Origin of the sequence: Anabaenopsis tanganyikae CS-531 (assembly GCF_029891675.1) — a bacterium.
GTDB classification, from domain to species: Bacteria; Cyanobacteriota; Cyanobacteriia; order Cyanobacteriales; family Nostocaceae; genus Anabaenopsis; species Anabaenopsis arnoldii.
In genome coordinates, this window is the sequence record NZ_JANQDF010000063.1 from 1 (window position 1) to 13,363 (window position 13,363).

Annotated in this window: 17 protein-coding genes; 7 read left to right on the plus strand and 10 right to left on the minus strand. The window is 42.4% G+C overall.

Annotation, left to right across the window (positions count from 1 at the left end; all coding sequences use genetic code 11):
• From NWP22_RS06765 to NWP22_RS06790, 6 genes are all read right to left on the minus strand, one after another.
• A partial coding sequence (locus tag NWP22_RS06765) for a reverse transcriptase N-terminal domain-containing protein (protein WP_280801658.1) occupies positions 1 to 131 on the minus strand: 131 nt, incomplete at its 3' end.
• 578 nt (positions 132 to 709) lie between these two features.
• Complete coding sequence (locus tag NWP22_RS06770; RefSeq protein ID WP_271733355.1) at positions 710 to 1,252, minus strand: DOMON-like domain-containing protein; 543 nt, start codon at positions 1,250 to 1,252, stop codon at positions 710 to 712.
• A complete protein-coding gene (locus NWP22_RS06775; protein WP_271733354.1) occupies positions 1,249 to 2,349 on the minus strand; it encodes a phosphotransferase enzyme family protein in 1,101 nt (366 codons plus the stop codon). The genes NWP22_RS06770 and NWP22_RS06775 overlap by 4 nt, the downstream gene beginning before the upstream one ends.
• Before the next feature lie 63 nt (positions 2,350 to 2,412).
• Positions 2,413 to 3,582: a n-acyl-d-glucosamine 2-epimerase gene (locus tag NWP22_RS06780; protein WP_280801657.1), complete on the minus strand. Its 1,170-nt coding sequence runs from the start codon at positions 3,580 to 3,582 to the stop codon at positions 2,413 to 2,415.
• 237 nt (positions 3,583 to 3,819) lie between these two features.
• A complete protein-coding gene (locus tag NWP22_RS06785) occupies positions 3,820 to 4,137 on the minus strand; it encodes a hypothetical protein (protein WP_271733351.1) in 318 nt (105 codons plus the stop codon).
• A 135-nt stretch (positions 4,138 to 4,272) separates the two neighbouring features.
• Positions 4,273 to 5,007 (minus strand): class I SAM-dependent methyltransferase, encoded by a 735-nt coding sequence (locus NWP22_RS06790; RefSeq protein WP_271733350.1) that lies wholly within the window; start codon positions 5,005 to 5,007, stop codon positions 4,273 to 4,275.
• Between the two features lie 164 nt (positions 5,008 to 5,171).
• Here NWP22_RS06790 and NWP22_RS06795 point away from each other — a divergent pair, with 164 nt between their 5' ends.
• On the plus strand, positions 5,172 to 5,606 hold the full coding sequence (locus NWP22_RS06795; protein WP_271733348.1) for a thiol-disulfide oxidoreductase DCC family protein: 435 nt from the start codon (positions 5,172 to 5,174) through the stop codon (positions 5,604 to 5,606).
• On the opposite strand, the gene NWP22_RS06800 is transcribed toward NWP22_RS06795, so the two are convergent.
• A complete protein-coding gene (locus tag NWP22_RS06800) occupies positions 5,603 to 6,031 on the minus strand; it encodes a hypothetical protein (RefSeq protein ID WP_271733347.1) in 429 nt (142 codons plus the stop codon). The two genes, NWP22_RS06795 and NWP22_RS06800, sit on opposite strands and share 4 nt — an antisense overlap.
• 331 nt (positions 6,032 to 6,362) lie before the next feature.
• On the opposite strand from NWP22_RS06800, the gene psbQ reads away from it, so the two are divergent.
• From psbQ to hemJ, 6 genes are all read left to right on the plus strand, one after another.
• Complete coding sequence (gene psbQ / locus NWP22_RS06805) at positions 6,363 to 6,860, plus strand: photosystem II protein PsbQ (protein ID WP_417006600.1); 498 nt, start codon at positions 6,363 to 6,365, stop codon at positions 6,858 to 6,860.
• Positions 6,861 to 7,001: 141 nt separating this feature from the next.
• Entirely contained in the window at positions 7,002 to 7,799 is a 798-nt protein-coding gene (locus NWP22_RS06810) for a TPM domain-containing protein (protein WP_271733344.1), read from the plus strand.
• Positions 7,753 to 8,004, plus strand: coding sequence for a LemA family protein (locus tag NWP22_RS06815; protein WP_271733343.1), 252 nt, complete (start codon positions 7,753 to 7,755; stop codon positions 8,002 to 8,004). Before NWP22_RS06810 ends, NWP22_RS06815 begins: the two co-directional genes overlap by 47 nt.
• 141 nt (positions 8,005 to 8,145) lie before the next feature.
• Positions 8,146 to 9,243 (plus strand): NAD(P)/FAD-dependent oxidoreductase, encoded by a 1,098-nt coding sequence (locus NWP22_RS06820; protein WP_271733342.1) that lies wholly within the window; start codon positions 8,146 to 8,148, stop codon positions 9,241 to 9,243.
• 26 nt (positions 9,244 to 9,269) lie between these two features.
• Positions 9,270 to 10,118 (plus strand): alpha/beta fold hydrolase, encoded by an 849-nt coding sequence (locus NWP22_RS06825; RefSeq protein WP_271733341.1) that lies wholly within the window; start codon positions 9,270 to 9,272, stop codon positions 10,116 to 10,118.
• A gap of 353 nt (positions 10,119 to 10,471) precedes the next feature.
• Positions 10,472 to 11,032, plus strand: coding sequence for a protoporphyrinogen oxidase HemJ (hemJ, locus tag NWP22_RS06830; RefSeq protein ID WP_271733340.1), 561 nt, complete (start codon positions 10,472 to 10,474; stop codon positions 11,030 to 11,032).
• 66 nt (positions 11,033 to 11,098) lie between these two features.
• On the opposite strand, the gene panD is transcribed toward hemJ, so the two are convergent.
• The 3 genes from panD to NWP22_RS06845 form a co-directional block, all read right to left on the minus strand.
• Entirely contained in the window at positions 11,099 to 11,452 is a 354-nt protein-coding gene (gene panD / locus NWP22_RS06835) for an aspartate 1-decarboxylase (protein ID WP_271733339.1), read from the minus strand.
• A gap of 149 nt (positions 11,453 to 11,601) precedes the next feature.
• Positions 11,602 to 12,114 carry an inorganic diphosphatase gene (locus NWP22_RS06840; protein WP_271733338.1) on the minus strand — a complete coding sequence of 171 codons (513 nt, stop codon included), beginning with the start codon at positions 12,112 to 12,114 and terminating at the stop codon, positions 11,602 to 11,604.
• Positions 12,115 to 12,730: 616 nt separating this feature from the next.
• Positions 12,731 to 12,916, minus strand: a complete 186-nt coding sequence (locus tag NWP22_RS06845) for a TLTLP motif-containing protein (RefSeq protein ID WP_271733337.1) — start codon at positions 12,914 to 12,916, stop codon at positions 12,731 to 12,733.
• Positions 12,917 to 13,363 lie beyond the last annotated feature (447 nt).

Sequence of the window (13,363 nt, forward strand, 5' to 3'; positions counted from 1 at the left end):
CGAACAACCTTGACATCACCACGGGCTGAGGCTTGATAAATTCGTTTTTGGATTTTGTAAACACGACGTTCTAACTGTTTCCAGTTAATCGTGTTCCATTCTACCGTAGTCTTTACACTCGTTTTAGTCATAATTCCTACTAGAGACTTTATCTTCCATATCACCGTGAATCTGTCAGCATATCTTAGGCATTACCCTAAGCGTTCGCTTCTGACTCAATCTTCCCCGCTTGCAGCATCCGGTTAGCACCTACTTTTAGATTCGACCTTCTAAAAGGGCTAACAAGGGGTTACTTCGTTCCATGTGTCCATTCTGTGTACCTTTAGAGTGATGCTATTCGCCTGGTTTATCGGAAGTGCTTAACGGTCTAGCACATAATAGCCGTTTCCTTATCCTTTACCTTTTGGTTCCAGCCTATCAGCCTGATTTGGCTGGTTTAGGGTAACGACGCTTCAAACACATCTTCGTTGACTACTCATGGGTACTTTGCTCGACGTGTACCAGGTTAGGCTCCCAGTATGAACGCCTTTTCCTCGGTGCTTTACAGATTGATGGCTAGTCGCTACCGTAAGGAAGATGCTGTCACCCTTGCACCTAGGGGGTGGGATTCTCACCCACATGAACACACAGTTATAAGATTCTGGTTTTACCCAGTCTTACCTTCCGTCCCTGAGCATAAATGCTCATTTAGGAAGAACGAATCGCACAGTTACAAATCAATCATAAAGCTATCTCGCCGATGAAAGTCAGGCTCTACCCCACTATGAGTTAATCCCCAGTAAGTAATATTACTATTTTTATCTTCTATCACAGTAGTAATTGCTGCTTCTATTTCCTGTTCTATGACGATGATTTGACCCAAATCAAGATCCACAACCAGGGTTAAACTATCTCCTTGGTACTGGGTAGTGAAGGGAAGAAGATCAAAAGCTGTTTCCTCTCTCATCCCTTGACGGTATCCATCAAAGTGATAAACGTTCCAATTTCCAGCAGGGGAAAGGTTGAACTCCCAATACTGTGGATTACCTTTAATACCCAAGAAAAACTCAAAACAAGTATTTTTCCATAGTTCATGGTGACGGGTCGGTGTATCTGATAACCGACGAGGAATCACAAGCTGTTGTAAGTCACCGATAACTTGGTAATTCAGGGTAAGTTGATTTGCATATCGGTGGATATTACCTATAATCTGTATATTGGGTAAGAATTGCTGTGAGGGAAAGGGTAGTAAGGAAAATGTCTGATTTCTCATCTCAAATCTCGGATAATTTGGCTAATTGTGGTTTCTTGAGATTCGATGCTTTCAGTCAGCTTAAATTGAACTAAGGCCCTAGCCAAATTGTGTTCTGGATATTTGACTTTAAAATAAATATTCCCAGCTAAATAGTCAGTAAAAAACCTCAATCCCAACTCAAAGGTAATCAACCTAATGGCATCATAAATGTAGGTGTAGTCATTCTCTGTGAGAAAACCTTGAGCCACAGCCAGATAACCCTGTAGAATTAACTGACATAGTTCTGTATTAAAATAAACTTGTTCCCAATACTGGGTTTCTTCTCCCAGGGGATTGCAACCCGATCGCACGCAGTCACCAATATCATAATGTATTAATCCCGGTTTGACGGTATCCAGGTCTATCAGGCTGACTGCTTTGTGAGTCCCTCGATCAAACAACACATTATTGATTTTAGGGTCGCCGTGGATCAGGCGTAATGGTAGTTTACCCTTACTGATGGCAGTTGCTAAAATATCTGTAAAACTGGTGCGATAGCTAACGAATTGTAAACAATAATTGACTTCTGGTGATAGGTGTGGGTGAGTTTTTGCCAGGATCTCCTCATACTGTTGTAGATAAAGTGGTGTAATATGAAACCCTGGTAAAGTATCCGCTAGTGTTGTTGGCGGTAGGTCACTGATGAGATGATGGAACATCCCCAAAGCATAGCCGACTTCTGAGGCGCGGTAACTATCTTCCAGGGTGTCGAAGCATTGGGCATTTTCCACAAAGCTAATAGCTCGCCAACAGCGGCCATTCTCATCTAACCACAGGTCTTGACTATCTTCAGTTGATAAAACCCGGGGAAACTTCCAGGGGCGATTAACTGGGCTATCTTTAAGGCGATCGCCAACATGATCTGTGACAATACGCATATTCTGCATTACCAATTCCGGCTGCCGAAACACCTGGGTATTAATGCGTTGCAACACAAAATGCTGTAGCTTGGCACAATTGAGAGTTACCAGAAAAGTTTCATTAATATTACCATTCCCCAAAGACTGAATGGCTACAACCTGACCTTGATGTGTGAATTTATCCGCAACAGCAATTAAATTAATCTCTTTTGTCATCTTCTTTTACCTGTACCACTCCCCACAGACCTTGCACAGAGGCTATACTGGGAAAAATCCCAGTTAACTGAGCGCTGCAAACTGTTGCCAACAAAGATACAATGCACGGGGTACATGGAAACACCCCTTCCACTTACCGCCCTTGAGATTTAACAACACTTCCCCACGACGATTGAGATAACCGAACCACTCCCCACCTTCAGGATCAGCAAAGTGTGACCAAGTATAATCATGCATTTTCTGGTACCATTGCCAACAAGACTCACGCCCCGTCAAGCGATAGCCCATGGCTAATGCAACTAAAGATTCTAAATGCACCCACCATAGTTTTTGATCCCATTCCAATTGCTGGGGGGGATGACCCTCTGCATCCATAAAGTAATATAATCCGCCGTGTTCATTATCCCAGGCAAAATTGAGGATATTTAGCACCACATCAACAGCTTGATTAATAGTATCAGTATCATTTTTCCGGCTAGCGATATCCATAATAAACCACATAGCCTCAATCCCATGACCAGGATTAATTAACCGCCCCTCAAAGCAATCAATGTGAGAACCGTTAGGGGTGACATTCTCATACATCAGTCCCCGTTCCTGGTCAAGAAAATCCGTCATCACTTCTTTAACAGTGGTAGCTAGGACATTCTCAAGGGTTTCACTGGGTAGCAGCCATGCCATTTCTAAAGTGAGATTAGCTAAAATCATGGGTACAGCTAAGGACTTCATGGGGCGAGTACCCGGATGGGTCTTGTTATATTTGCCTTTAGGATTATCCTGACGGCGCAAAACATTGTTATAGGCTTGCAGCGCCACATCTTTAGCCCAGTCTGCGCCAGAAGCTAAGGCGTATTGACTAAATGCCATGGCGGCAAAGCAATCAGAAAATATATTATAGGGTTCTATCAGTGGCTGACCTGCACGGGTAAGGGCAAAGTACCAATTACCTTCAGCATCTCTGCCATGTTGAGCCAGAAAATCAGCCCCATTTTTGGCAATTGCTAACCAGGTTTCCCGTTTTTCTAGCTGGTTGCATAGCATGGAGAAAGTCCACACTTGACGATTTTGTAACCAGATAAATTTATCTGTGTCATAAACCTGACCACTGCGGTCTAAACAGGTGAAATAGCCGCCATGCTCCCAGTCCAGGGAATATGTTTCCCAAAATGGCAGTACGTCATTGAGGAGTGTATTTTGATAAAGTTCCGCCAGGGTTTTGCCGTTGTAGCCCATATATTTACTGTTGTATGAACCTGAAAAAGAACCCCACCCCAGGGGAGACTTTGACCGGAAATCAAAGGGGGGTGAGGTTCCTTAACAATTATCAGTTAAGACTTGCCAGTTCACAATGTACTCAGGGACACAACTTATTAGGTTGTTTGCTTGTATACAGTGGTTACTGTGGGTAGAGACACAGTTGCTCATGCCCATTATGTCTGCTATCCTAGATGAAATGGAAAAGATTTACAACTAGCCCAAAGAATTACCAGCTTGACAAAGCATTTCTCCGAGTCGCTGCACTTTATCGGCTATGTTACCGGTAGCGTTAGCTGCTGCGCTTTGAGTATCTTCACCTAAGTCAACCAGAATATCCGCAATGGATGCCGCATCGCCACTGAGGAGCGCCTCTTTCAGTTCACCCAAGTCTTCAGCTAGGTCAGTTCCTGAGAGTTGTTGCTGCCAAGTATTGATGATAGCCATGGCTTGGTCTGTAGGGATAGATGTCAGGTCTGTTTGCAATGCGGAGATGGTGCTATCTAGGTCAACGTTTTGGATTGCATCAGCCATAAAAAAAAACTCCTGTATTGAGTTCATCTGCATAATCCACAGTGGATTACTACCTGACCTCATTCTTCTCAAGATCAATACTTAAGTCCTCAGCCTAAGGTTATACAGTATGGAGTTCTGAAAGTTAGAAAAGTATCAAAACTTGACTTTATATAAATCAAATAATTCTCCTGATTGCTGCTTCACTATTTTTGCACCAGTAGCTTTGATGATTTTTTCCCAATCGGCTATCGGTTCTAGAAATACTTCAGCCCCCAAATATGTTTCCAAAACTGCCCAATCTTCTGCTAAAGGGTGTTCTGGGTTGAGGATGTCAAATACAAAATGTCCCTCTGGTTTTAACACCCCCTTGACTGCTAGTAACACAGCATCCCAATATTTTAGGGGAAAGTAGCAGCTAAAACCTGTAGCGATCGCCAAATCAAATTGGTTGGGCGAGTAGTTTAATTGATGGGCTGGCCCCAACTCTACACCTTTGAACAGCTTAGAATTCAATTGGGGACCACGGGAATTGAGGGTATCCCGCGCCACAGTGCTGATTTCTTGACCATAAAAATATGCTGACCAATCCCGCCAAGGATAGATTAAGAAGCTGACACCACAGCCAATATCTAAACATTGCTGGTTTTTTTTCGGTTGAGCAATTTCCCAAAAAGGAGAAACAATTCTCCCTGACAAAATCCCCGCTACCCATTCTTGATATATGGGCATTTCCTGTATTTCTGCTGGTAATTCCAAGTCTTGCTTTTGATACTGTCGGTTAAAGCGATACCCTACCTGGGCGACTCTCTCCTCCCAGTTCTCTGACTGATAGGGAGTTTGGGAGGGAAAGAGATTACTGGGTAATGGTGAATTACGCTTTTTAGACATTCTCTTTGGTATTCCTAGATGATTTAGAATTAAATTCTAGTGTACCTAATTGAGGAATGGGGAGATGTTGGTTTTATTTCCACTCAAAAAGTCACACTTTTGCCTCAGTCTTTGTACTTATTTTCCTCACTACCTATCTACCTCCATCCAAAGAAGTCAATTTTATGAATTACTACGTTATCTACGATGGAAACTGTAATCTCTGTGTTACCCTAGTGCAATTACTAGAAACCCTAGAGCAAGGAAGGCTGTTTCGCTACGTTCCCATGCAAGATGAACAAACACTAGCACGGTGGGGAATTACCCCCCAAGATTGTCAACTGGGGATGATTTTAATTTTAATTGATGGCGATACACCGCAAAGACGTTGGCAAGGTAGTGACGCTGCTGAAGAGATTGGGAGGTTATTACCTATGGGAAGAGTATTTGTAGATGCTTACCGGGGTTTACCTGGGATGAAGTGGGTGGGCGATCGCTTTTATGAACAAATCCGCGACCACCGTTATACTCTTTTTGGCAAGCGTGAGAGTACCTATCAATCAGCCTATTGTGTCGATGGTAAGTGTAAAACACCAAGACCCCTGATTAATGAGTCTTAATCACTAGGTTTATTAAACACCTCTAAAATGTGCCGACAAATCTGCTTGAGTTTGTCACCGACTTCTGGAGCAGGTTCACACATACCGACAAAACTCCAGTTTTCTACTGTAGACAGTCGCCACGCCTCACCACGGTGGTCAAAACCTGCAACTTCTAAACCAATGGCACGCCGTGAGTCACTTATGGGATCTTGGTAAAAGCGGATTTGAATTAAGATACTGCGACTGCGCCAAGATTTGCTGATTCCCGGAAAGTGAAAACCGATGTCTATAGAATCTGGATCTACCAACTCCCTGGTATCTGGGTCATTCTTCCAAGGTTTGAGATCTGATTTAGCATCAGGAAACTCCAATTTAAACAAATTCACTACGGTAGCAATCTTGCTGGCGAGTTCAAGGTTTGTTGCTTGTTCAGATGCGTTCACGAAAAAACACTCCTATATTTTACGGAACTATGGGGAATGTTAGGACAGAAAAACCGCCAGAAGGCTGATTATATTAGTGTTTGGAGCTTATCAGTACCTTTGATACTTAGCAAATTTAAAATTTCCCTTTCTTGACAATTCTGGAGATTAACAACTGCTGATTAAGTCTTGGGAGACTGCTCAGGGTTATCTTGAGTAATTATACTTAATTTTCCTCAAAGTACTCAGTAATTATGGAATAAAGCCAAAATACCAACCCCCATAACTAGATTTTTCAGGAAAATACCTTGTGAAGTAGAACGATAAATCACCCCAACGATCTAAAATTACACTGTTAGTCGGCACATACAAAACAAATTCAATTCAGTTTATGGCGCGTCAACGCTCGATTTTTTCGCTGATTTTAGTATTATTAGCCACATTACTTATTAGCTGTGGTGGTCCTAGTGGCACAGTTGCACCTCCAACCTACTCAGCAACTCAACTAGAGAGAATTCAGGAATATGTTCCCAAAATTCAGGCTGTGCGCGATCGCGCTGCAGAACTAAAAACCCTGATTGAAAAAAAGGATTGGATTAATGTAGGTAATTTTATACATGGTCCGATGACAGAAGCTAGGTTGAGCATGACTTATATTATTCCCAATCTCCTGCCTTCGTCCCAACCCACAGCACGGGAAAAAAACCGAGATTTGCTGAACCACTTAGTTAAAATTGATGAAGCTGCTGGACAGGGTAATACACAGCCGGCTTTGAATAACTACCAAGCAGCTTTGGGAGATATTGACCAATTCCTGCAACTGCTTCCTGATAGCAGTGGGAAATCATAAGTACATTAGGCACTAGCTAGAATACAATGGGTAGAGGGTAAGCAGTTTGTTGTTTTCCTCTCTACCTGCTGTCCGGTCTTGGGATATTCACTGATGTGAACTAGATAATCTCTAGACCTTTGCCATATCGAGGCCAAACCAATGCAATTTAATTTTAACGAGAATAAACCCCATTATATTTGCGTGATAATATTTAATTTATCTGTGGGTTTATCTGTAATTTTTGCGCCTCTACCTAGCCTAGCAGTGACAGTTCAAGAAGTCCCCAATCCCCGCCAGGAATCTAGTGATTGGGTAACTGATATGGCGGGTATCCTCAGTGAGGATACACAAGCCCAAATTAATCAGATGATTTCTGATTTAGAGGTGAACAGGGGTACAGAAATGGCTGTAGTCACAGTACCAAGCACTTTATCAGCAGCTTCTCCTAAAGACTTTGCCACCGAATTATTTAACTACTGGGGAATTGGCAAAGCAGGAGAAGATAATGGTGTATTATTCTTAATCTCAGTAGGCGATCGCCGGGTAGAAATTGAAACTGGCTACGGTGTAGAGGAGATTTTACCCGATGCTAGAGTGGGAAATATTATTGATACCGAGATTATCCCCAAATTTAAACAAGGGGATTTTGAAGGTGGTATCCTAGCGGGAACAAAGGCGCTGGTAGTCGTTTTAGCCTCTGAACCTGATACAGTGGCCATTGTACCTAGAGCAGGGGTGACTGAGAATGAACCTCCTTTCATATGGGTGATGTTACGTAGCTTCGGACTGGTGGGAATATTTTTATTGTTCGGATATGTGATTTATCTTACCTCCGGCAGTAGCGGCGGCGGTGGTAATAGTTTTGGCGACGGTAGTAGCGGGGACGGTAGTAGTGGGGGTGGTGATGGTTTTGGCGGCGGTAGTAGCGGTGGCGGTGGCGCTGGTGGTAGTTGGTAGATACTATGATGAACAATCCAGAAAAGAGAATTCCCGAAGAAATTGCCCCAGATGTGCTGGAGTTAGCCTCGCGCTACTACGCCTGGCTGTGGAACGCAGGCGTTATAATCAAGCTGTACAAGCTTATAATCAAAAAGTCCAAAGTTTTCCTAACTCCTTGGTAGCGAATATGTTTGGCTTTGAAAAGCGCGAATTTTTCCGCTAAATAGCCAGACTTCCCCACTCTTGTATAATTAATCAAAAGATCATCACCACAGATTATTGCTCAGGCGATTGCGCCCAGCGCAGCACCAGAAGCGATCGCACAATAGAAACAAGAAATACCAAGATAAATTCCTCTAAAAACATGGATATAGTGATTATCGGTTGTGGTATTGTGGGAGCGGCGATCGCCTATGAACTCAGCCTAATTAAGAGTCTTAACATTACAGTCATTGACCGTCAACCACCCGCCCAAGCTTCCACAGGTGCGGCACTAGGGGTTTTAATGGGTGTGATTAGCCATAAAATCAAAGGTCAAGCTTGGCAAAGGCGACAAACAAGCATCCAACGCTACGAAACCTTAATTCCCGAATTAGAAGCTTTAACAGGTCGTAAAATTCCTTTTAACCGCCAAGGGATGATCAAGCTTTTAGGGGCAGAAGAAAATTTACCAGAGTGGGAAAAACTGGCGGAAATTCGCCACTCTCAAGGCTGGAAGTTAGAAATTTGGGACACAGCCAAACTCAAAACTTTTTGTCCTCAAGTGAATCACCCTCAAGTTACCGCTGCGGTGTATTCTCCCCAAGACCGTCAACTAAATCCCAGGGCTTTGACCTTAGCTTTGGTTGAGGCTTCCCAATACAATGGGGTAAGGTTTAAATTTGGTGTGGATGTTTTGGGCATTGAACAAGAAGGTAATAACTTTCCTGCACTTGCCACTACAGAGGGTAAAATTAACGCTGATTGCATAGTCGTAGCAGCGGGACTAGGTTCTACATCACTCACAGCACAACTAAACCAGAGGGTAAATATTCGTCCGGTACTAGGACAAGCGTTACAAGTACGTCTAGAACGACCATTAGGCAATAATCCTGAGTTTCAGCCGGTTGTGACTGGGAATGATGTACATATTGTCCCTGTGGGGAATGGTAATTATTGGGTGGGTGCGACGGTAGAGTTTCCTAGTCATGATGATCAAATCCCACCTAATCAAGAATTGTTAGATCAAGTTTGGCAGCAAGCGATCGCCTTTTGCCCAGATTTAGCCACAGCCGAAATTATTCGCACCTGGTCGGGTTTACGTCCCCGTCCTGAAAATCGTCCCGCGCCAGTGATTGACAAACTACTAGGCTTTAGTAACGTCCTCTTAGCCACTGGACACTACCGCAATGGGGTTTTACTAGCACCGGCCACAGCTGACGCAATTCGTGAGATGATTATTTCTATTGAAAATAAAAAATAGTTTTGAGATTTTCTTAGGAACATAACGTGTCTTTAAAAGAACATAAAATTACCGTAGATTCTCTACAATGGTTTTATCGGGAATCTGAACCCATTGGCAAAACAGATTTACTGCCTGTGGTGTTACTACACGGTTTAGTATCACAGAGTTACAGTTGGCGGAACATTATGCCGGCTTTAGCCAGTCAAGGAACCAGAGCGATCGCCCCTGATTGGATTGGTTATGGCTTTTCCGCCCAGCCAGAAAAATGGGATTTTTCCTACACACCCGATAAATTTATCACCGCCTTAGAAGGATTCATCAAAGCCTTAGAATTGGAACGTTTTTCTTTAGTTGTTCAGGGATTTTTAGGCTCTGTAGGGTTACAATATGCCTTGCGCCATCCAGAACAAATTGCTAACATAGCTATTTTAAACACACCAATTTCCACCACTGCCAAATTACCTTGGAAAATCAAACAACTGGGTTTACCATTGGCTGGTGAAATGCTGACCCAAGACCCTCTGTTGGTTGATCGCACACTAGAAGGCGGTAGTCGTTACCGCATCGAAGATGAAGATTTAGATATTTATCGCAAACCATTTTTAAAAGCTTCCACTGCGGGGCGAAGTCTGCTGGCCACTATTCGCAACTTACAACTAGACAAATCAATGTCGGAAATAGAATCTGGCTTTCAGCAATGGGAACAACCCATTCTGATTCAGTGGGGAATGATCGACCCTTGGCTATCCATAGATGTAGCAGAAAAATTTGCTCATTCTGTACCTCATGCCGAATTAATAAAAATTAACAATGTCGGACATTACCCTCAAGAACACTACCACAAAGAGATTTTAGAAGACCTTTTACCCTTTGTCCGGCGGATAAATACCTAGTCAGAAAATAGCTAAATCTGGGAAAAATCGATATTATAGAGCCAGGAAAATACTTGAACAATTCAAAATCTCAACTTATCTGTTTCAGTGATTGGGTAAGTTATCGGAATAACTATAGAGAATAAATTACAAGAGTCAGTCGAAATGTCTCCAAAAACATATTTTAGGCGTTTGATATGTGGCTCAGTGTTTATTTAGTAACTCCTGTGTAATTCAATCAAAAATCATTTTTTTGTCTAAGTTTAAGTATGGTCAAGGCTAGTGAACAATGATTTTCTCGCTTTTGATAATATTATTTAAGACTGCATTTATCCAATTTTTATTAACAATAAAATTGATGGAGATTTGAGTTCATGGCTTACTCGTGGTTTAAAGCATTTCATTTGATTGGCATTGTAGTTTGGTTTGCGGGATTATTCTATCTAGTACGTCTATTTATCTACCATGTAGAAGCCAACCAAGAACCAGAACCAGCAAAAACCATACTGAAAACTCAGTATGAGATTATGGAAAAACGGCTCTACAACATCATTACCACTCCGGGAATGTTGGTAACCGTAGCAATGGCTATAGGTTTATTAAGCACTGAACCCGAAGTTTTAAAACAGGGTTGGTTGCACATTAAGCTACTATTTGTTTGTCTTCTAGTAGGTTATCATTATTACTGTAGTCGTCTAATGAAACAGTTGGCCGCCGATGAGTGTCGCTGGAGTGGTCAGCAGTTGCGGGCTTTAAATGAAGCACCGACCGTGATGTTACTGGTGATTGTCTTATTGGCTGTGTTTAAAAATAATCTACCAACAGATATTACAGTTTGGGTGGTTTTTGGCTTGATCATCTTGATGGCGGTGACAATTCAGCTTTACGCTAAAAAACGCCGCCGGGATAAAGAAAAGCTGATGGCACAAAACTAACCTCCTAGCTCTCCTGATGGATGCACAGGAGAGCGTTAATTGTTTTCTATAAGTACTTACCCAGGACTAGACTTCTAATGGTCGGTTGTTTTCGTCCACCAGGACTACCTTAGGAGCGTAATTTTGTAACTCTTCTGGCGTAAACTGGCCATAAGCCATAATAATCACGCGATCGCCTGAAATTCCTAGACGTGCTGCAGCGCCATTGAGTTCAATCACGCCGGAATTAGCTGGGGCTGGTATTGTATAAGTAATAAAACGCTCACCATTAGCATTATTCACTACTTGCACTTGCTCATAGGGTAAAATTCCAGCTTTGTCCAACAATACTTGGTCGATGCTGATACTACCCACGTAGTTGATATTTGCCCCCGTGAGGGTACAGTTATGAATTTTTGCCAAAAGGAGAGTACGCTGCATTTTTTTTCAGATTTTTAGAGCATTTTTTGCCGTTCACAACTGGCCAAGGCTGTTTGTGTCTTGACAAAGGTAATGGACAGTTAGAGTTAGGAGTTAAAAACCAAAACTCATAACTCATAACTCATAACTGATAACTGTGAGCTTTTGTATTATGCTTTAGCAGCCCTAATAAATTTCTCTACTAAGGGTGCAACTTTGTCAACATCTTGCCAACCGAGAATTTCTGTAACCTTCTTTTCCAAATTTTTATAACTGCGGAAAAATTCGGCAATTTCTTCTAATCGGTGTGGTGCTAGGTCTTTGAGAGATTTTACATGAGCGTAGCGCGGATCTTTGTCAGGAACACAAAGAATTTTCTCATCGCGATCACCGCCGTCGATCATTTCTAACATCCCAATTGGTCGTGCGGCAATCACACAGCCTGGAAAGGTAGGTTCATCCATAATCACCATACCATCGAGAGGATCGCCGTCATCAGCTAAGGTGTTAGGTACAAAACCGTAGTCATAAGGATATCGTACGGAAGAATAAAGCACTCTGTCCAGGGCAAAGGCTTGTAAATCTTTGTCAAACTCGTATTTATTTTTACTCCCGCCGGGGATTTCAATTAAAACATTGAGTATACCCGGTTTTGGTTGAGCAGGAATACGGGATAAGTCCACAAAAAAAACTCCTCTGATAACGGTAAATTAAATTAGCATTCAGTTTGGCTGCTTGTACACATTTGTCAAGTACCCACAACTGATGCGATGTATTTCACACTCCCCCACTAACCTTAGAAGGGGAGATTCTTGCTACCTTGCGGGAAGGCTGCGCCTATACAGAAAACCGCTTTTTGGTACAAGTAACACCTGGTATTTCACGTCGCAGCCACAAGCTTGAATTCCTGTGTGTTTCACAGTACTGTAATGTTCTGTCTTCTGACTTAACCCAGTAATTTTGCTTGATTGTCACAACTACCCAGCTTTAATGGGGCAATTGGTGAATTGCCCCTATTAGTATGCTACCAAAGTCTCTGCGGTACAATTCATCTTACCGCTAAAACTTTGTGAGCGGGAGTCATCCGACGCATACAGGAAACGCTGCGGCCAGAGGAAGGATGTCAAACTATATATACATCTCTAGGAAAACATCAAGATATCTGTTCACAGAAAGAGGGATTCCCGCCGTCGCCAACTTCCTCAGGCTGCTCTGTCTACACATTCAAAATCTTAGCTCACAATCTGTTTTCTCCTTTCTCGAGCTAACTGGCTGTGATCCCTTTGTTGTAAGTATTTTTTAATTTCCACTTCTTGGTGGTGTATGGGTTGGGGGTTGCTGGTTATTTGAAGCATCAGTTGAATAGTGGGCAATGACAAACACAGGTAGTGTTAGAGTCACTAGAGCGATCGCAGTTCCCACAATGTCTGCCAAACGATGGGAATATGTATCGGTAGGGCTGGCAGACTGGCTAGTTGCATTCATACAAATTGAAATTTGTCACTTTTGTGGTAGGTTAACCCTCTAAAAGAGAGTATTGATGTTATTCTAACTATTTTTTTCAGGTCAATTATGTAGCAGGGAAAAATTTTGACAGTTTGGCAACTTTCATATTAGTGCTTTATTAGCTGGTATTTTTGATACAATTTTCTACACAAGTGTTGTATTCCTGACTTTAGTAGCGCCGCTGACTGTAATGTTGGCTTTTATGTTAAGAGTAGGTTAAGCCAATTAGTGATCAATCAAATGAAATGGATAAGCAGCCATCTGCTTGCGCCATAGCGATTTTAGAGGATCAGGACTTACGCAACTGGCACAAATAGGGAGCGGAGGGAGCCGCGCCACGGGACAATTTCAATTAAACCAAGCACATAGGAATACTTGGGCGTTTGAGTTGCTGTATTAAATAATTAGACAGCAAATTATGCTTGA

Coding starts and splice junctions, on each gene's coding strand:
- NWP22_RS06770 (WP_271733355.1), bottom strand. CDS start 1,252: ATGAGAAATCAGACATTTTCCTTACTACCCTTTCCCTCACAGCAATTC.
- NWP22_RS06775 (WP_271733354.1), bottom strand. CDS start 2,349: ATGACAAAAGAGATTAATTTAATTGCTGTTGCGGATAAATTCACACAT.
- NWP22_RS06780 (WP_280801657.1), bottom strand. CDS start 3,582: ATGGGCTACAACGGCAAAACCCTGGCGGAACTTTATCAAAATACACTC.
- NWP22_RS06785 (WP_271733351.1), bottom strand. CDS start 4,137: ATGGCTGATGCAATCCAAAACGTTGACCTAGATAGCACCATCTCCGCA.
- NWP22_RS06790 (WP_271733350.1), bottom strand. CDS start 5,007: ATGTCTAAAAAGCGTAATTCACCATTACCCAGTAATCTCTTTCCCTCC.
- NWP22_RS06795 (WP_271733348.1), top strand. CDS start 5,172: ATGAATTACTACGTTATCTACGATGGAAACTGTAATCTCTGTGTTACC.
- NWP22_RS06810 (WP_271733344.1), top strand. CDS start 7,002: ATGCAATTTAATTTTAACGAGAATAAACCCCATTATATTTGCGTGATA.
- NWP22_RS06820 (WP_271733342.1), top strand. CDS start 8,146: ATGGATATAGTGATTATCGGTTGTGGTATTGTGGGAGCGGCGATCGCC.
- hemJ (WP_271733340.1), top strand. CDS start 10,472: ATGGCTTACTCGTGGTTTAAAGCATTTCATTTGATTGGCATTGTAGTT.
- panD (WP_271733339.1), bottom strand. CDS start 11,452: ATGCAGCGTACTCTCCTTTTGGCAAAAATTCATAACTGTACCCTCACG.
- NWP22_RS06845 (WP_271733337.1), bottom strand. CDS start 12,916: ATGAATGCAACTAGCCAGTCTGCCAGCCCTACCGATACATATTCCCAT.